Below are 19024 nucleotides of genomic sequence, written 5' to 3'. Positions count from 1 at the left end.
AGGAAACCATAAAAGGAGCTAGTATAAATGACAAACATTAACTTAATGCAAGCTTATGAGTTAGACAAGCTATCAAAACTAGATTTATCTGACGAGAAGCTTTTACAGACTTTACGAACTGGGGATGTGTCATCATGGCGTAACCTAGAACCAAAATATGAATTTAATGAAACGTTGGCTCTTTATCAAGAAGGGGAACAAACATTTCTTAATGCCTATCACGGTAATTATCGAATTAAATATGTAACATTACCGGGCATTCAGCGTTTACTACATCTTCGTTTTCAATTAGAAGAAACAAAGAATTTCCAATTAGAAGAAACAGGAATTAACAATTTATCTTGCGACGAAGATACTATTTCGAAAATTAAAAATATGCTATCTTCTAACTGGAAGCTAACAAAGCAAAATGATGGTACATATAGTATTTTCGCTAAATAATTACAAATGTCCAAAAATTACCACGCACGTTATGAGACGAATCGACTCTTATCGTTACCCGACGTTTGATTTTTCGATTCGTCTCAGCGCATAGTAGTATACTAGAGTTTAATATTCATTCGATGAACGGTTTATGCATAAAAAGTGAAACCTAATAAAAAAATAGTGAAAAAGCTGATTTTTATTACGGAAAATATTTTTATTATAAGGTTGATAAATTTCCACGGGTTAGGCTTAAATCCCGTGAGATTTAATAGCTTCTTTAATGAAGAAATGAAGAGGGGACACCCTTAGCTGCAATGTGAGAAATTCGAGTGAAGTTTTAATGTCGATAATTAACAAACAGTTGGCGACTAACCGAGATGATTTCTATTACTTAGAAGTCATCTTTTTTTATTACACAAAACAGAACATTTGTTCCATTTGTTATAAATGGGCACTTTTTTATCAATAAAGTTCCCAAATTTATATTTGGGAACGTTTTTTCGTGGTAAAATAGAGAAAATAGAGGTGATTTTATGCAGAAGACTCAACTACCTAAAATAATGAAAGATTTCCTTGTCTACTTAACGACGATCAAAGGGAAATCGCAGCGCACTAGAAAAGAATACGAATACGATCTCACATTATTTTTTCGTTTCCACTTAGCTATGCAAAACGATATTGATATAGCGCAATTAGAAAAAATTAATATTGCTACTATTACAATAGAAGAAATCAGTGATATTACTTTGGAGGATCTCTACTTATTTATGGAATACTGCGAAGTGCAACGTCAAAATTCCGCTTCTGCTAGAGCACGGAAAGTAGCTACATTAAAATCGTTTTTCAAATACATTAAAGGAAAACGGCGTCTCATCGAAGAAAACCCAGCCGAAGAGTTAGAAACACCGAAAATTGGACGTAGAAAACCAATTTATATGAACATGGATGAGGCAAAACAGTTTATCGAGGGCATTCAAATACATCGCGCATCTCCACGCAATTATTGCATGATGATGTTTTTCTTAAATCTAGGTATACGAGTCTCCGAGCTTTGCCAACTAAATACATCGTCAATACAAGGACGCTATTTGACTATTATCGGAAAAGGCAATAAAGAACGTACAGTTTATTTGAATGATAGCTGCGTCCAGGCGCTAAAAAATTATGAACAAAGCGGAAAAGCGCCGTACAAAGGCGAAGGAGAAGAGCCCCTTTTCGTTTCGCAAAAAGGAACACGTTTTACACGGCAAACAGTAGCCAAAATCGTCAAACAAATAAACAAACAATCGGGGCTACAAAAAGAGCGGCTAACGCCTCACAAACTGCGCCATACATCCGCAACTATGATGTATAAAGCTGGGGCAGATATTCGAAGTTTACAGCATATACTTGGTCACTCTAGTGTCGCTACAACACAAATCTATACACATATTGAGGATGAACAATTACAACACGTTCTGGAAAATAACCCATTTAATATCGTCGAAAACAGCTAGAAAAAGAGAATATGAACTAGTACAGCGCATATATTCAGAGTAGGACCTTAAAATAGAAAGGGGATAGTGTATGATAACTTTATTACTTGACCAATTAAGTGCGACAAGAGAGCAATTACTTAAGGAAATAGCAATATTTAACGATGCACAATTTAATCAAAAACCAGACGTAAACAGTTGGAGCATTGCCCAAATATGTCATCACTTAGTGCTAGTAGAAGCATCGACTATCAAGGCAATTGCTTGGGGGTTATCCTCACAAGAAGATTCAGAACCTGAACGTCTAAATGTTCAGCTGATAAAAGATAGAACGAGGAAGCTTAAAGCGCCAAAAATTGTTGAACCTTCAGATGAACCATTCGAGATACAACAAATATTGACATTACTAGATGATACGCGAGAACAATTCACTACTTTTCTGCAAGCAATTGAAAATCCATCTCTGCTAGCAAAAAAAGCCGTTCAACATCCTGCTTTCGGTAAATTACCACTCGACCAATGGATTGAGCAGGTGTATTTGCATGAACAACGACATATTGAACAGATCCATGAAAGGAAAGGTATTGTAAGTTAAAGTATAATAGGAGTTAACATGAAAAGAAGAAAGATAGAGTTGTATACGAAAAAAATTTTAACAGAACTTAGAAACACTATTTTATTTGAAGTAATCTGGAATATCATTTTATGGATTCCAAGACTGGTCATTCGGTTATTGAAACATCTATGGTAATACAAACAACTATAAGCCCGATTTCTCACACTTGCATTTTACTGAGAAATCGGGCTTTTTTTCATCTTCCTACATGAATAACCTCTTGACGAACGGCATAATCTGTTATATATTAAATAAAAATAAAAACAACTGTTATAAAACAGTTTGTACTGGAGGAATTTATGATGTCGAAATATCGTGATGGTTATGAGTTTTATTGTGAAATGTGTGATCGTTATGGTTTAGAGCCAATTTCATTCCGTTATTATGTTATCCAATTATCGCAAGAACAGCTTTCCGCTTATAATATGCAAGCGAAACAACTTGGAATATAAAACATTAGCTACAAAGGATGTGGTTATGACGGACGCCAATGTGAATAGTTTATGAAAAGCCCAGCCATACTAAATTAGTAGACTGGGCTTTTATTGATATGAAAGAAATTTCAGAATTATTATTGACTTGAAAACATATCTGTTATATATTATTCATACAAACTAATAACTGTTATAGTACAAAGAAAAGAGGTAGCGCAATGGCACAGTATAGAGAAGGTTACGAGTTATATTGTAAAAAATGTGAGCAATTTAATTTAGAGCCAATTAATATTTATTACTATATTAATAAGTTATCGCAAGAACAATTAACATATTTCAATGAAGCAGCACACGAAAGGAAGTTAGTCGTATGACAGACTATCGACAAGGATATGAGTTTTACCGACAAGTATGTAACAAACACGAGTTAGAGCCAATTAATTTTCATTACTATACTTTAAATTTATCACAAGAGCAACTTGATGCTTATAATGAACAAGCGAAAATAGTAGGAGGTCATATAGCATATGAAATCTCTTAACATGTAAAATGCCTTACTGCCCAGCTGCGACAGTAAGGCATTTTCACTTATAAATAAATTTAGACTTTTGTAGTTAACAAGGTAAATAGTATTTCTATAGTTTAAATAGTAGTACAAATGTAATTATTGAAAATGGAAAAATGGTGAAACACGTGCGTTTAAAGTCATTCTTTTTTGTCTAATTTATAGAAATCTATTAAATTTGATATATGCAGATTGTATATTTGGGTTGAATTAACTGCTTTTCTAAGACTATAATATAATTACATAAAAAAGGGCCATCTACCACAACTTTATACCTCACTGTATTATAAAGAATAAGTACTAAACCCTCTTATTTTAACGAACGGAGAATGAAGATGATGAATATCACGCCTAGTAGTATTAATCAAGTTAACTACAGCCTGAAAGAATTACAAGATATTTTTTCAGCAATGAACAGTTCGATTATAGTCGCTATTACAGATCGGACAGGAAAAATTACCTTTGTTAATGATCATTTTTGTAAAATTTCTAAATATAAGCGTGAAGAATTAATTGGTCAAGATCATCGTTTATTAAACTCGGGTTTCCATCCCAAATCATTTTTCAGAGAAATGTGGAAAACAATCGGAAAAGGTGACATGTGGAATGGTGAGGTATGCAACCGTGCTAAAGATGGTAGTCTATACTGGGTGAAAACAACAATTATTCCGTTTCTCGATGATAATGACAAGCCTTATCAATATATTGCCATTAGAGTAGACATTACCGCACAAAAGGACATAAAAAAAATTACACATATTGCGTATCATGATGAATTAACAGGGTTACCAAACCGTCGTAAATTAGAACAACGTTTAGAAAATGAATTCCATCAATCTCGACGTACAGAAGAGAAGTTTGCGTTATTTTTCATTGATGTGAATCGTTTTAAAAACATTAACGATGGACTTGGCCACATCATAGGCGATATGTTCCTTGTGGAAATGGCAAACCGTTTACGCAATGTAGACTTCACATCCAATTCATTTTATCGTCATAACAGTGATGAATTCGTCATGATTTTAAATGATGTTTCACGTATCGAGGAAATGGCAAAAGAAATCATTGCTGTTTTCGATGACAGTTTCATCGTAGATGCATATGAATTTTATGCAAGTATTAGTATTGGTATTAGCATTTTCCCTGATCATGCTAATTCAATTGAAGATTTATTAAAAAATGCTGATATCGCCATGTATGCTGCAAAATCAACACGAGGTAATCAATATAAGCTTTATCGACATAATATGGATGAGGCAAATGATAAATGGTTACTACTTGAAACCAAACTTCATCAGGCATTAAAAAAGGATTTATTAGAGCTACATTATCAGCCCAAAATTGATTTAAAAACAGATCAAGTGGTAGGTATGGAAGCATTGCTTCGTTGGTATGATTCTGAATTAGGACAGATGCCACCAGATCGCTTCATCCCGTTTGCGGAAGAATGTGGTCTTATAAATGATATTGGTATATGGGTATTACATAAAGCTTGTGCGCAAGTATGTGCATGGAACGAAACATTTCAATCAAATTTACGCGTAGCTGTCAATATTTCACCTATCCATATTAGCACACCAGGTTTTGTTGAAATGGTACGCGATGTAATTGAAAAAACAAAAATTGACCCGCATTCATTAGAAATTGAAATTACCGAAATGAGTATGCTTGATTATACAGAAGAGTTGATAAATACGATTGAGCAGCTACGAGCATTAGGCATTACCATTGCATTAGATGATTTCGGAACAGGCTATTCATCATTAAATTATTTAAAAAAATTCCCTGTAGACGTATTAAAAATAGATCGGGCATTTGTGCGTGATATTGTGCCTGAGAAAACAGGGATAGCGATGATTTCTGCAATGATTTCATTGGCACATGCTTTAAACCTCAAAGTAGTAGCAGAAGGAGTCGAAGAAGAAGCTGAATTAAACGTTCTTCGTGAGCATGGCTGTGAGTTCGTCCAAGGCTATTATTTTAGCAAGCCGCTTTCAGTGGAAGACTTTACAACAAACATTTTAAATCAATCGCTAACAATTACATCTAGCTCCTAAGAGGGGCTAGTTTTTTCACCTCCTTTTTAGTTTACATAATAAAATTATAAAAATATATTTACATTTTCTAAAAATTACATGGTACAATTTGGATGGAAAAACTCTAGAAAAGGAGGTTTGGTCATATGAGAAAGCATACTATTTTTGCATAGCAAAGGCTATTGCATAAAATTAAATTTGAAATTAAATAGCCTTTGCTCTTCCTAAACGAACGATAATACATTTAGGAGTGCAAACATGAGCTATAAGAAAGCAAATAATCTGTTACCAGCAGAGTTAATCGCGTTAATTCAAAACTATGTAGATGGTGAATATATTTATATCCCCAGAAGGAAAGATAGTAAAAAGAGTTGGGGGGCGGGCACTACTACAAGAAATGAATTAGATGTAAGGAACAATAATATTTATCAGGAATATCTTTCAGGCACTGATATGGAGACTTTAAGTGCAACATATTATTTGTCTTTAAAGAGTATTCAACGAATTATCCTAAAGGAAAAAAGAAAAAGTACAAACATATAAAAAGAAGCTGTGTGGTTTTTACCACATGGCTTATTTTCTTTTATGAAACAAATATGAGGTTTTTCATTGAATGTCAGTCATTTATAATCGAACTAACAATATGAGCTGATAGGAGAAATAAATAATGTCTTTGTATATAACGAAAGAATTAAACGATCAAGCTAAACAAATAGTGAATAATGAGCTTTACAAATTTAATTTAAAGCATTTCCCAGTAGATTTAAGAGGCAATTACGAAGAAATTAATGTATTTCCTTAAAGATGAAAACGACAATGTTCGTGGTGGTATTCTTGCTGAAGTATGTTGGAATTGGCTAGAGATTCACACTTTAATGATAGATGAGGACATACGAAAATCAGGATTTGGCACAAAATTATTACTAGAACTTGAGCATCTGGCTTTAGCAAAGCAGTGCGATTTTATAAAGGTAGATACATTAAGTTTTCAAGCGTTAGAATTTTATGAAAAGCACGGTTATCAAGTATTTGGGACTTTAGACAATGTAGGTAGAGACTTTAAGCATTACTATTTGAAAAAAGATTTAACTTCGAAATAAATGGAGGTTTAACAATGTACAATTTATTTACAATCGACTGTGATGAAATTTTATTGAGAGAGTTTAGTAGTGAAGATGTCGATGCGATTTATAAGCTTACTTCACAACCAGAAGTATATGAGTTTTTGCCAGATTGGCGTTCTACGAGAGAACAACGATTAAACTGGATCATAAATGACGAAATACCTTCCAACAAAGCATTTTTATCTGCTGTTCCTAATATCAAGGATCAAAATTACTTGAAACTAGCAATCATATTAAAGGAAACTGGGGAATTCATTGGTTTTTGCAATACGGGGCCGAAAGAAGAGCTAAGCGAACCAAATCAAGAAATTGCCTATGCTATGTCAAAACATTTCAGAAATCGTGGCTACACAACTAAAGCAGTAAAAGGTTTAATACATTTCTTATTTGAACAGACAAATATCGAACAACTGAATGCTATCGTTCAACCTCGCAATGTAAGTTCTTTGAAGGTGATTGAAAAATGTGGCTTTGTTTTCAAAGAAAATATTGAAATAGATGCTCTAATATATCATCATTACACATTGCATATAGAGGATTGGAAAAATAGAGAAGTTCATTAGTTTATCTAATATAGTATGTCGCCCAAGTAGCCACCCCATATTAGAGCTAATCATATACCTAATGTACAATAATTATAATTAATGCTACTATTTATGTACCATTTAATATAACAATACAATATGTAATGCTACAATTAATTTGGAAAAAACATAATGGGAGTAAATGCCAATAACGTATACCTATTTTAATATTTTTGCCTTTAAAATGACGTCAAAAATGATAATAGGAGAATAAGTATGATTGAATTGAACACAGAAAGATTAAGAATACTTGCGCTAAATGCAGAAAACCTAAGATTACTCATTGATAACCCAAAGAAGTTGGAGCTTCAATTATCATTACTGGAATCAAATAGCTTTTTAGATGCGGAACTTCAACAAGCGATGGAAATTCGACATGCTAAGTTGGTACGTGATAAGGAAAACTATATGTGGTATACCAATTGGTTAATTGTGTCGAAAAGTCAAAACTGTAGTGTTGGAGGAATCATGTTAAAAGGTCTTCCAAACGTCTATGGTGAGGTAGTAGTAGGGTATTACACTTTGCCTGAATATCAAGGAAATGGCTATATGACAGAAACGATTAATTCAATGAAAAACTGGTTGTTAAGCCAACCTAATGTGAAATTTGTTGTTGCTGATACTGAAAAGGATAATATCGCATCTCATAGAGTATTAGAAAAATTAGGTGCTGTACTTTATAAAGAAACTGCGGAATTATTTTATTGGAGATTTGGCTGAACATAATTTCTACTTACTTGCTAATCCTAAAATTAGCTCTATGGTGTGAGAACGCAAATAATATACCATTAGCAGTTGAAAATGTATTTCAACATTAGTTAAACTGAAAAATTAAAGAGCCATCGTATTTATGATGGCTCTTTTTGTTATGAAAAAGTAAAAAAACGCACATTTTAGTCTGAAATCGTACTATACGCTTCATTGTATTAATCTCTATCATTTAGCACATTTCGTGTCCTTCGATTAATTACGTTTAATATCGTAATATAGTTCTGGAAATCTTCCACTGTAAATTGCTCAAGATTCTTCAAATGGCTTCCGTACTCTTCTTCATCGAGCTTTTTATGATATTCATACACTAACTTTCCTTTTGATGTTAATTCGATAGTCAATTCTCGATAATTGTTAGGATTTCTATATTTAATTGCTAAATCCTTTTTGATTAGTTTATCGACCATTTGAGAAACAGCACTTTTTGTGCGATTCGTTATTTCCGCAATTTCAGAAGTATTTGTTTTTACTTTATCGCCAATCAAGTTCAGAGTATGTACTTCTATCATGTAAAGCTCATCGTCAGTACCATATTTTCTTGGGATATTTTCGTATGAACTAATCAGCCTAGATGTCTCGTAAAGCGTTTCCATTAGTTCATAAAAAACTTTCTCCTTATCCATCACCCAGCCTCCTTCCAATAATTTATAGAGGATTATTATTTTATTCTAACATATTCAAAAATTTTATAATGAAAGTTACTTGTAAAACAAATAATTTTTAAAAAAATCTGAATTTTTGCATTGACCATTTTACAGTTAAGGTGCTAAACTGAGAAAAATTAATTTTAAACGTTTAAAAAAACGTATTTAAACAGAATTATTTGTGAAAAGTTAGAGGGGGAAATAGAATGCAATACAATTTTGATGAAATGGTTCAGCGCCGAAATACGTATTCCTTAAAGTGGGACGGTGAGGAGTTAATCAAACAACTTGGTTATACAGAGAGATATGATCATGAAACGATTCCACTGTTTACAGCTGATATGGATTTACCAGTACCTCAACCATTGATAGAGGCGCTTCATAAAACCGTCGATCATCGTATTTTTGGATACTCTATTTTTCCAAACGAGTATTATGAAGCGATACAACATTGGTTTAAAAAAAGACATAATTGGACGATTGAAAAAGATGAAATTGTTTTCAGTCCTGGAACAGTTCACGCATTAAATATCGCGGTAAGAGCATTAACTAAATGCGGTGAAGGTATCATAATCCAACGTCCTGTATACCCACCATTCACAGCTGCTATTGAAGGGAATGGTAGGGTTGTTCGTAATAATGCATTGATTCGTAACAGTAATGGCTATTACACCATTGATTTTGAAGATTTTGAAGCGAAAGCACAAGAAGAAAACACTAAAATGTTTGTTCTTTGTAATCCACATAACCCGACAGGTAGAATTTTTACGAATGAAGAATTGAAAAGGCTTTCAGATATTTGTGAAGAAAATAATGTCATCATTGTTGCGGATGAAATACATGGAGACTTGATTAGAAAAAATCAAACCTTTACACCATTAGCTAAAATTGCAAGTAATTCAGACCATCTTATAACTTGCACAGCCATCAACAAAACATTTAATGTTGCTGGTCTACATTGTACGAATGTTATTATTTCAAATCCTGAAATTCGAAGGGCCTTTAGCGAAAAAATGGGCATGCAGCTACCATCTCCATTTACAATTGCTGCTCTTATAGCGGTTTACAATGAAGGGGAGGAGTGGTTAGAACAATTAACCGAATATATTGATGACACAATGATCTATGTGAAAAGTTTTCTAGCTGAAAAACTGCCAACAGTGAAAGTCAGTATACCTGAAGGAACTTACGTCATGTGGATGGACTTTAACGGATACGGTCTTTCAGCACAAGAAGTTCATCATCGAATTTATAACAAAGCGAATGTACTGCTTGAAGATGGGGATCTGTTTGGAAAAGAAGGTGATGGGTTCCAACGAATTTGCATTCCATCACCGAGACCACTTATTAAAGAAGCACTTGAAAGAATTGCTAAGGAATTTCAGGATATCGAAACGAACAATTAGTTAGAAAGGTGAGAATAAATATGAAAACTTCCTATGAACTTGAAACGTTAAAATGGGCACAAGAAATAGAGGACTATGTAATTGGAATAAGACGAGATCTTCATAGACACCCAGAGATTGGTTTACACGAAGTAAGAACAATAAAAGTGGTGACAGAAGAGTTAAGCAAACTTGGGATTGACTATGAGATTGTCCCTAATGGTGGCATTATTGGTTTTATCGATGGAAATCAAGCTGGAAAAACTTTAATACTTAGGGCTGATTTAGATGCACTACCAATGAAAGAGGAAGATACTAATTTAAAAATGAAAAAAATAGTCGTTTCTAATACCGATGAAGCTGCTCATACGTGTGGACACGATGGACATACCGCCATGCTATTAGGTGCTGCGAAAATTTTAAGTCAACATAAAGACAAAGTGAAAGGTAGAGTGCTACTCGTTTTTGAGCAAGGGGAAGAAATGGGCGGAGGCATTTTTAACCTTTTAAAGCGATTATGCGGAATTGGGGCAGACGGTGTTTGGGGCATCCATTTAAAATCTGATATGCCGACAGGAAAAATATCTGTTGAAGCAGGACCGAGAATGGCAGCTTCATTTAGTTTTAATGTTGTCATAAAAGGAAAAAGTGGTCATGGCTCAAGACCAGATTTATCAGTTGCGCCATTAGATTGTTTTACAGACTTTTATAGTAATTTGAAAGCGATGCGATTAAGCTCTCTAGATCCGTTCAAAACGATTACTTATTCAATCGGAACAATAAATTCAGGCACTGCAATAAATATTATCCCCGAAAGTTTACAGTTTTCGGGTACTGCAAGATATTTAGATTTTGAACAAGGTGCTCATGCCGCAAATGAATTTAAGAGAATACTAGAAAAAGTTTGTGAATTACATCATTGTACTTTTGAATTTATTACAGAGCCTAAGGAATGTGATTTAATTGTCAGGAACCAAAAAGATTGTGCTCAACTAGCCATAGCTGCAGTAGAAGGTGCAGTTGGGGTAAATGCTTTGCATTCCACACCAGCGTGGATGGCTTCCGAATCATTTGCATTTTACGAAAAGTATTTTCCTGGCGTCTTTGCATTCGTTGGTATACAAAATATAGATAAAGGAATAGGGGCAGAACATCATAATGTTTATTTTGATATCGATGAAGATGCATTAAAGCTTGGTGTAGCGGCTACCGTACAATACACAATCGATTTTTTAGATAATGAAAATCAAATAGAATTTACTCCTGACAAAAGAGATATTAAAAGTTTATTTGTTGAAAACGGTTTTGCGCAGTTAGTAAGACAATAAGCTACATTCAAAAATCGATTGAAAAAAGGAGATAGAGAAATATGACACGAAAAAGACTTTGTTACTTACTATCGTTCATTGCTTATTTTGGAATGCCTTTAGGAATCCCTTTTATTAGAAGTTCCGAACCTTACGTTCTAGGTCTTCCATTTCTATTATTCTGGATGGTTTTATGGATTTTGTTAGGGACAGGCTTAATGCTAATAGTGCATCGAATAAATCCTAGTGCGAGAGAGGAGCTAGAATAATATGGTTATTTCAGTAGGAATCATTGCATTTTTCTTATGTGTTGCTTTACTTTTAGGTGTTATAGCAAGTAGAGGAAAGGATATGAGCCTAGAGCAATGGAGTGTGGGTGGCAGAGGATTTGGCTCTATTTTCATTTTTCTATTAATGGCTGGCGAAATATATACAACTAGTGCATTTTTAGGTATTAGTGGCTGGATGTATGGAAAAGGCGGCGCTGCATTTTACAATATTATGATGCTGAACTATGTTATTGCATATTGGTTAACACCTAAAATATGGGGTTATGGAAAGAAACATAAATTACTATCGCAATCTGACTTTTTTGAAAAGGCCTATAAAAGTAAAGCGCTTGGCATGCTTGTAGCTGTTGTAGGGTTAGCGGCTTTAATCCCTTATTTAATTATCCAACTAAAAGGTCTAGGCATTATTGTTTCTGAAGCTTCTTATGGAGCAATTGATCCGAAAATTACGATTTGGATTGGCACAATTGCTATGATTGTTTATGTAATGGTTTCCGGCATTCATGGCTCAGCTTGGACAGCGGTTATTAAAGATTTTCTTATTCTTGGTGTAGTGTTATTTTTAGGAATTTACTTACCTTTCCATTATTATGGGGGCATTCAACCAATGTGGGAGGCAATAGAGGTTGCTAATCCAGGGTTTTTATCACTGCCAGACTCAGGTTTGAGTGCATCATGGTATGTATCAACGATGATGTTGACTTCATTAGGGTTTTATATGTGGCCACATACATTTGTTGCAACATTTTCAGCGAAAAGCGGGAATGCCTTAAGGAAAAATGCGATTATGCTCCCTATTTATGCTTTATTTATCTTATTTGTTCTTTTTGCGGGAGCAGCAGCTATTTTACAAGTTCCAAATCTCTCAGGTGGGAATGTGGATTTAGCATTATTTAAAATTTCCACACAAACATTTAATCCAGTTATCGTTGGCTTTATTGGTGCAGCAGGGCTGTTAACTGCCATTGTGCCAGGTTCATTAATTTTAATGTCTGCAGCAACGCTCTTTGCAAAAAATATTTTAAAACCGCTTCGACCTCAAACTACTGATCAGCAAATTGGAATCATTGCACGTTATACAGTTCCTGTGGTGGCATTGATTGCATTGTACTTTACGTTTAGTGGAGGAGGAGCCATTACATTATTATTCTTAATGGGTTATGGTCTCGTTACGCAATTTGCACCAGCTGTTGTCTTTAGCTTTTTTAAGAGAAACCCATTCACAGTACAGGGCGTATTTACAGGAATTATTGTTGGTGTGGCGATAGTTGGTTGGCAGGCTGCTACTGGCACAAATTTAAGTAAACTGTTCCCAAGTTGGCCATCCTATTTTCAAGACATCAACATTGGTTTCCTTGCATTAGGTGTTAATATATTTGTAAGTTTAACTGTTAGCGCATTTACTAGAAAGGGAATCGTTATGAATGATGAGTCTTCCAACGAAAGTGCAGTAGAAAGTATTTCGTAATTATTATTTTCTGAAAATTATGAATATAATTATAAATTAAAAGATAAATGGAGGCATTTCTAATGGAGAATAATAATCTATACCAAAAATCATTTATTCGTAGATTACCTGAGCTTGCAAAACTAACACCTGAGACATTTAATGCATTTGCTGAATTCGATAAATTAGCGCTTTCCGATGGCATAATTCCTAAAAAAACGAAGGAGTTAATTGCGATTGCAGCTGCGCATGTCACTGGTTGTCCTTATTGCATCGATGCTCATGTTACGAATGCGAAAAGATTACACATCTCTAAAGAAGAAATGGCAGAAGCTATAATGGTGGCCACTGCATTAAAAGCTGGCTCTGCTATAGCGCATAGCTTAAATGCATTACAGGCATATGATGGAGAGAATAATGAAGATTTATATCAAAAATCAAATCTTGCTCGCTTTAAAGAACTGAATCAATTAAACCCTGAAGCTTTTCGTGCATTTAATAAATTTGATTTAGAAGCATTAAAACCAGGACTTTTAAGTAAGAAAGACAAAGAGTTAATCGCTGTTGCGATTGCCCATATAACTGGTTGTGCATATTGTATTGAAATTCACGTCAAAAATGCAAAGAAGTTAGAAGTTTCCCGAGAAGAATTAGCCGAAGCGATTTTTGTTGCTACAGCGTTAAAAGCAGGATCAGCGCTTGCCCATAGTGTTAATGCACTTAATGCGTATGACTTGTAACAATAAACATTTAGAATAAGGATGGATTAGCAAATGACACAAATTATTTATACGGACAAGGCACCGAAAGCGATTGGACCCTATTCTCAAGGAGTAATTGTAGGAGAGTTATTATTTTTATCAGGACAAATTCCTGTTGATTCAACAACAAATGAAGTAGTAGAAAGCGAGATTATTACGCAAACCAATCAAGTTATGAACAATATAGCAGCTATTTTGGAATCTCAGCACCTTTCTATAAAGAATATTGTTAAAACGACAATTTTTTTAAAGGATATGCAACAATTTGCACTTGTAAACGAGGAATATAGCAGACATCTGGGAGATCATCGTCCTGCGAGATCCACTGTAGAGGTAAGTCGACTTCCAAAAGATGTACTTGTAGAAATCGAAGTCATTGCAACATTTAAAAACTAAATGGAAATATTTTAAAACTAAGAGACATTCCCTATCAATTTTAGGGAATGTCTCTCTTCGTTTTATTTCTTCAAGCCTGCTGCAAAAAAAGGACCATTTAGCGTAATGGTGGATAAAATTTGAGCCATTTCTTGTGGTGTTTCTTTTCGATCTTGCAGTAACCATTGTTGAATAACGCCGATATGTGCTGAGGCAATATAGGAAACTAAGTATTCACCTGGCACAAGTAATTTGCCCGGTTTTAACGGATTATCAGTGCTTTCAAATAACGTTTTCCACATAAAATTTTTTAATTTTGTTTGAAAAGATAAGTCTCCATTAGGGCCTAAAATTGCCTTCAAAAATTTTCTATTGCGCTCTAAAATTTCAAAAATTAATACTGCAATTTCAAGTGGTTGTACACTTGGATTATTCGTACTTAAACTAGCCACCATTTTTGATATATTTTGCTTTGCGATATTTGATATTTCGAGCATAAATTCTTCTTGGTAACGATTCATTAAATCATATTTATCTTGATAATGTGCATAAAATGTACCTCTATTGATTTTGGCTTTTAATGTAATGTCCTTAACCGTAATCGCCTCAAAGCCTTTTTCTTCGATTAATTCAATAAACGACTCTTTAATTGACTCTATTGTTCGAACTACACGTAAATCACTATAGTTTTCTTTCAAGTTAACTCCTCCAAAATTTTATCCGACATATTGCTGTAATGTGTTCTATAAACGACATTAAGACCATTTTTGATTATTGAATGCATACGATCTCAAACTTATAATTCAAATTGTAATAAACAACAGGTTGTTCATTATTATAACTCAAAAAGAGAAGAGGAAATGAAATGTTCAAAAATAAATTCGTTTGGTTTGCGCCCATTCTAGCTATAGTAGTAATTTTTATTTTTTCACTCACTTTATTTCCGTCAGTGCAAGCAAAACCAAAAAATTTACCGATAGCTATTGTCAATGAGGATCAGGGAGTTGAAATACCTAATCAACAAAAAGTAAATTTAGGTGAAAGTATTGTTGAAATGATCCAAACTACCGCTGGGACAACAAAAGATGAAGAACCTGCAGTAAAGTGGATTATTGTAAAAAGTAATGAAGAAGTCCAAAAGGGATTAGATGAGCAAAAATACTATGCGGCGCTAGTATTTCCGAAAGATTTTAGTGCCAAACAAGTGTCTTTACAAACTGCTAAGCCTACTTTACCCGAAGTTCAAATATATATTAATCAGGGGATGAACATGGCTGCTTCAACTATAGCAGGGCAAGTTCTTAACGGGGTAGTAGATAATATCAATAATAATGTCCGTACACAACTCATTGCAGGATTTGCAGCGCAAGGGGGAACATTAACGGTAGAGCAGGCTTCAAATTTGGTCGCACCAATTTCAAAAACCATCACAAATGTCAATGTAACAGGAGAACATAGTGCAAACGGCAATGCGCCTGTTTCTTTGTTTCAACCATTATGGATGGGTATTATGGTTAGCGCAGCCATCGTCTTTATTGCAATCAATAAATTAGCAATTAATACACGTAAAGAGAAGCTTACTGTAATGGTTGGTCAGATAATAATTGGAGCGATAGTAGCTCTCGTTGTAGGTTTCGGACTTCCATGGATAGTAGATGGTATGGTAGGAATCGAAATTCCTGCATATATGGACACTGCTTTATTTTTAACTATAACATCCTTTAGTTTCTTCTTATTAATTACAGCTGTTATTTCATGGCTTGGCATTCAAGGAATAGCTATTTTTGCCTTAATGCTATTCTTTGGTGGACCACTGCTTGCGTTAGCTCCTGAAATGATGTCTTCTTTTTACCACGATTGGATTTATCCATGGTTACCAATGCGGTTTATGGTTGAAGGTTTACGAGAACTCTTTTTCTTTGACAAAGGGTTTTCTTGGAACAACTCCGTATCGGCCCTTGTGTGGATTGGAGCAGTTAGTTTGATTGCCATTTTTGCATCCGTTTTAAAAATTAAAGCAGTGCGTTTGGAACAAGAAGTACAAGATTGAATAATAATTACATTTAAAACCTTTAAAAGTTCAAATGAGGTTTCAGAGTGTAGACAAACGGCATCAAGCATAACTTCTTGATGCCGTTTGTCATTTTTTTATCCATTTAATAACTATAAATTAGAATTTCTTTTATATGTGTTCTGTTGATTGAAGTATAAGGCTGGTGACTCCTGCGGGAAAGCACAAAACGTAAGACGCAACAAACCGCGCGTATAGCGAGGGTTGTGGCTTACGTCTGTGCCCGCGGAAAGCACCAGCCCGTAACGGAAATCAACTGCAGGAGAAGTCTTCTATATCTATTTTGGCTAAGCTTCTTATCCCATGATCAAAAAACTTTATTAATAGAAGAATTTTTCATTGCCTATTAAGTTGATTGGAGTGAAGGGCTGGCGACTCCTGCGGGAAAGCACAAAACGTAAGACGCAACAAACCGCGCGTATAGCGAGGGTTGTGGCTTACGTCTGTGCCCGCGGAAAGCCCTAACCCGTAACGGAAAACAACTGCAGGAGAAGTCTTCTTTTTATAAAGTAAATTCCATATAAATAAACACTATCAAAAAGATAAATATAGAATATTCTGTTAACTGGTGATAAAATTACAATTATAAACATATAGTACAAGTTAAAAGTCTTACTGTTCGTATTTTTTTCAAGGAGGTATTCATGATAAATAAAAATGATTACGAGAATGTTGCCTTTAACCAATTGGAAATGCTTCGAAATGAAATTAATAGAACGAAAATGAATAGAAATTTATTCAATAAAATTGATAACTATTATGTACTTTGTATTTATGAACAACAGAAAATTGCCAGTAATGATAACACGACCAAAGCTATTACATTAACTAAAAATGTAATCTCCAATTCTTTTGTTATTTGGGATCGTACCTATAAAGAGAGTGAACAATTATTCATGAATTTACGAATTTCTTCTAGAAATCGCGTAATTACTGAAATAGCAAAAAACATCGTTTCGTTTTTACTGCAAAAATACGAGGACCAGCTAAACGAATCACAGAAGCGAAAATCAACACATCGTAATGCACTTCAATTTGAAAAATATGTCCTTCGTATGGAGCATATTATCAAAGCTAACACTTTTCTTGGTGAAGATACTGCATGGGAAGAGTTTTGCTCTTGGTTTCAAGTCTATTTAACAGAATGGGTACTTGAGGAGCTAGAAAGTTTAATTGGCTATGAAATGATGGATCAGATGAGCAATCAGGAATTAAATGAAGTATTTTATCAACAAATGACGAAAAACCTGTCATCAAATGATACGTTTATTTCAAAATATACAAACATAGTGAACAACTATATGACAGAATGGTTTCATAATATTGTTGAATCCATGAAGCTAGCGGTTTTAACAGTAGAAGAAATTGAAACTATGCTGCAAATAACTGCAGCTCAGAATCAAGATGCCCTGCCTCTTAGTAAAACTATCGCATTTTCATTAGGCGTAGAACATCATCTACATGTCATGAATAATGCCCCTTATCAATATGTGAGGGAAGCACTTTATAAAAACAGTTTTCAAAACATAGAAACTACACCATGGCCCACAACACCTTTATATAAAGGTAATTTAGAAGGAATTATTCAAATACGTCCATATCACACTACTGAGCACTCCTTCGCTACACAATTGTTGATGGAGAAAGCACATAATCAAGCGCAAAATTTAACAGATTTAGACGTAGATATGTTTGATGCATTATGTAGTATTTTTTTATCAAAAGCACGGTATACAGAAGATATCATTGAAATACACTTTACTGATTTATTGATGATTCGCGGTTTGAAACCAAAGTTAGGCGGTGAAGGGAGAAGAGGTGGGTATGAGCAACAACAAAAGGACAAAGTTTTGCAATCGCTTACAAAAATTCAGAGCTTGTGGCTCGAATTAAATAAAGCAACGGTCTATGAAAAAGGAAAAGCTGTTCAAACGCAGCTTAAAGGACGGACATTCCTTTTTATCGATCATAATCGAAATGAATATGATATCGCACAATTAGATAAACAAAAAACATTTACATTTACAGTTGATAAAGTTTTTACAAAGTATTTGTATGGATCAGGACGGCAAATTGCCCTTCTACCTATTCAAACGCTTCATTACAATCCCTACAGTCAAAAATGGGAAAAACGATTGGCGAGATATTTTAGTTGGCGATGGCGAACACAAGCAAGAAAGGGGGATTTCTTGCAGCCAAATAAAATTCGAACTTTACTAGAGGCTATTGGGGAAAATGTAAATGAACGCACACCCTCCCGTACGAGAGACCGCTTAGAAAAAGCATTGGATCAATTGCTGGAAGATGGTGTACTGTCTGCTTGGCATTATCATAAATGGGATGAAACGATTGCTAATAATAAAGGCTGGGTTCGGTTATGGTTAGATTCGACCATTCTTGTTGAACCACCTGAAATTATAAAAGAACAATACCGGTCTATTGAAAAAACAAAAAGTACAACTCATTATGCACTAGATTTCCAAGACAGTGCCCAACATAAAGCGAAAGGAGCCGTAATTGGTAATCAATTAAGAGCAATACGTAAGCAATTTCATTTGTCTCTGTTACAAGTTTCAGAAGAACTTGAAATTTCACCTTCTTATATTAGTAATATAGAAAGAGGGGTTAAAATCCCCTCGGTCAAAATCCAAAATAATATAAGTCGCTGGTTGCAAAAGTTTATTTAAAAGAATATCTAAACTGCCTTCATATA

Annotated in this window: 20 protein-coding genes and 1 pseudogene; 19 read left to right on the top strand and 2 right to left on the bottom strand. The window is 34.3% G+C overall.

Features of this window, described 5'->3' with window-relative positions; genetic code table 11:
- Positions 1-27 precede the first annotated feature (27 nt).
- The 11 genes and pseudogenes from ACQKNX_RS05815 (at position 28) to ACQKNX_RS05765 (ending at position 7980) form a co-directional block, all read left to right on the top strand.
- Complete coding sequence (locus tag ACQKNX_RS05815; RefSeq protein WP_427428004.1) at positions 28-441, top strand: hypothetical protein; 414 nt, start codon at positions 28-30, stop codon at positions 439-441.
- 518 nt (positions 442-959) lie between these two features.
- Positions 960-1922: a tyrosine recombinase XerC gene (locus ACQKNX_RS05810; RefSeq protein ID WP_427428003.1), complete on the top strand. Its 963-nt coding sequence runs from the start codon at positions 960-962 to the stop codon at positions 1920-1922.
- Positions 1923-1992: 70 nt separating this feature from the next.
- On the top strand, positions 1993-2496 hold the full coding sequence (locus ACQKNX_RS05805) for a DinB family protein (protein ID WP_427428002.1): 504 nt from the start codon (positions 1993-1995) through the stop codon (positions 2494-2496).
- Between the two features lie 320 nt (positions 2497-2816).
- A complete protein-coding gene (locus ACQKNX_RS05800) occupies positions 2817-2969 on the top strand; it encodes a transcriptional regulator (protein ID WP_427428001.1) in 153 nt (50 codons plus the stop codon).
- Positions 2970-3169: 200 nt separating this feature from the next.
- Entirely contained in the window at positions 3170-3325 is a 156-nt protein-coding gene (locus ACQKNX_RS05795; protein ID WP_427428000.1) for a transcriptional regulator, read from the top strand.
- Positions 3322-3492: a transcriptional regulator gene (locus ACQKNX_RS05790; RefSeq protein ID WP_427427999.1), complete on the top strand. Its 171-nt coding sequence runs from the start codon at positions 3322-3324 to the stop codon at positions 3490-3492. The genes ACQKNX_RS05795 and ACQKNX_RS05790 overlap by 4 nt, the downstream gene beginning before the upstream one ends.
- 359 nt (positions 3493-3851) lie before the next feature.
- Positions 3852-5573: a sensor domain-containing protein gene (locus tag ACQKNX_RS05785; RefSeq protein ID WP_427427998.1), complete on the top strand. Its 1722-nt coding sequence runs from the start codon at positions 3852-3854 to the stop codon at positions 5571-5573.
- Positions 5574-5810: 237 nt separating this feature from the next.
- The gene (locus tag ACQKNX_RS05780) at positions 5811-6095 is read left to right on the top strand and encodes a CD3324 family protein (RefSeq protein ID WP_427427997.1); all 285 of its coding nucleotides are present in this window, start codon (positions 5811-5813) and stop codon (positions 6093-6095) included.
- Positions 6096-6219: 124 nt separating this feature from the next.
- A pseudogene (locus tag ACQKNX_RS05775) lies at positions 6220-6652 on the top strand (GNAT family N-acetyltransferase).
- A 14-nt stretch (positions 6653-6666) separates the two neighbouring features.
- Positions 6667-7239, top strand: coding sequence for a GNAT family N-acetyltransferase (locus ACQKNX_RS05770; RefSeq protein WP_427427996.1), 573 nt, complete (start codon positions 6667-6669; stop codon positions 7237-7239).
- Between the two features lie 237 nt (positions 7240-7476).
- Positions 7477-7980, top strand: a complete 504-nt coding sequence (locus ACQKNX_RS05765) for a GNAT family N-acetyltransferase (RefSeq protein ID WP_427427995.1) — start codon at positions 7477-7479, stop codon at positions 7978-7980.
- Between the two features lie 206 nt (positions 7981-8186).
- Here ACQKNX_RS05765 and ACQKNX_RS05760 read toward each other — a convergent pair whose 3' ends face one another.
- A complete protein-coding gene (locus ACQKNX_RS05760) occupies positions 8187-8654 on the bottom strand; it encodes a MarR family winged helix-turn-helix transcriptional regulator (RefSeq protein WP_340824578.1) in 468 nt (155 codons plus the stop codon).
- A gap of 227 nt (positions 8655-8881) precedes the next feature.
- On the opposite strand from ACQKNX_RS05760, the gene ACQKNX_RS05755 reads away from it, so the two are divergent.
- The 6 genes from ACQKNX_RS05755 to ACQKNX_RS05730 all read left to right on the top strand — a co-directional run bounded on the left by ACQKNX_RS05755 (position 8882) and on the right by ACQKNX_RS05730 (position 14261).
- Positions 8882-10081 (top strand): MalY/PatB family protein, encoded by a 1200-nt coding sequence (locus ACQKNX_RS05755; RefSeq protein ID WP_427427994.1) that lies wholly within the window; start codon positions 8882-8884, stop codon positions 10079-10081.
- Positions 10082-10101: 20 nt separating this feature from the next.
- Positions 10102-11388 carry an amidohydrolase gene (locus tag ACQKNX_RS05750; protein ID WP_427427993.1) on the top strand — a complete coding sequence of 429 codons (1287 nt, stop codon included), beginning with the start codon at positions 10102-10104 and terminating at the stop codon, positions 11386-11388.
- A 41-nt stretch (positions 11389-11429) separates the two neighbouring features.
- A complete protein-coding gene (locus tag ACQKNX_RS05745; protein ID WP_427427992.1) occupies positions 11430-11636 on the top strand; it encodes a DUF3311 domain-containing protein in 207 nt (68 codons plus the stop codon).
- A 1-nt stretch (position 11637) separates the two neighbouring features.
- Positions 11638-13125: a sodium:solute symporter family protein gene (locus tag ACQKNX_RS05740; protein ID WP_427427991.1), complete on the top strand. Its 1488-nt coding sequence runs from the start codon at positions 11638-11640 to the stop codon at positions 13123-13125.
- Positions 13126-13187: 62 nt separating this feature from the next.
- The gene (locus ACQKNX_RS05735) at positions 13188-13844 is read left to right on the top strand and encodes a carboxymuconolactone decarboxylase family protein (RefSeq protein WP_427427990.1); all 657 of its coding nucleotides are present in this window, start codon (positions 13188-13190) and stop codon (positions 13842-13844) included.
- Positions 13845-13877: 33 nt separating this feature from the next.
- On the top strand, positions 13878-14261 hold the full coding sequence (locus tag ACQKNX_RS05730) for a RidA family protein (RefSeq protein ID WP_427427989.1): 384 nt from the start codon (positions 13878-13880) through the stop codon (positions 14259-14261).
- A 62-nt stretch (positions 14262-14323) separates the two neighbouring features.
- Here the strand turns inward: ACQKNX_RS05730 and ACQKNX_RS05725 are convergent, their stop codons facing one another.
- Positions 14324-14938, bottom strand: a complete 615-nt coding sequence (locus ACQKNX_RS05725; protein WP_427427988.1) for a TetR/AcrR family transcriptional regulator — start codon at positions 14936-14938, stop codon at positions 14324-14326.
- Between the two features lie 167 nt (positions 14939-15105).
- Between ACQKNX_RS05725 and ACQKNX_RS05720 the strand changes: the two genes are divergently transcribed.
- Together ACQKNX_RS05720 and ACQKNX_RS05715 are read left to right on the top strand one after the other, a co-directional pair.
- Entirely contained in the window at positions 15106-16290 is a 1185-nt protein-coding gene (locus ACQKNX_RS05720) for a YhgE/Pip domain-containing protein (protein WP_427427987.1), read from the top strand.
- A gap of 665 nt (positions 16291-16955) precedes the next feature.
- Positions 16956-18998, top strand: coding sequence for a helix-turn-helix domain-containing protein (locus ACQKNX_RS05715; protein ID WP_427427986.1), 2043 nt, complete (start codon positions 16956-16958; stop codon positions 18996-18998).
- Positions 18999-19024: the final 26 nt, after the last annotated feature.

Source organism: Lysinibacillus sp. NPDC093712, from assembly GCF_050280025.1.
Classification (GTDB): Bacteria; Bacillota; Bacilli; order Bacillales_A; family Planococcaceae; genus Lysinibacillus.
Note: the sequence above shows the minus strand (reverse complement) of the source record. Positions and strands in the feature narration are given on the sequence as shown.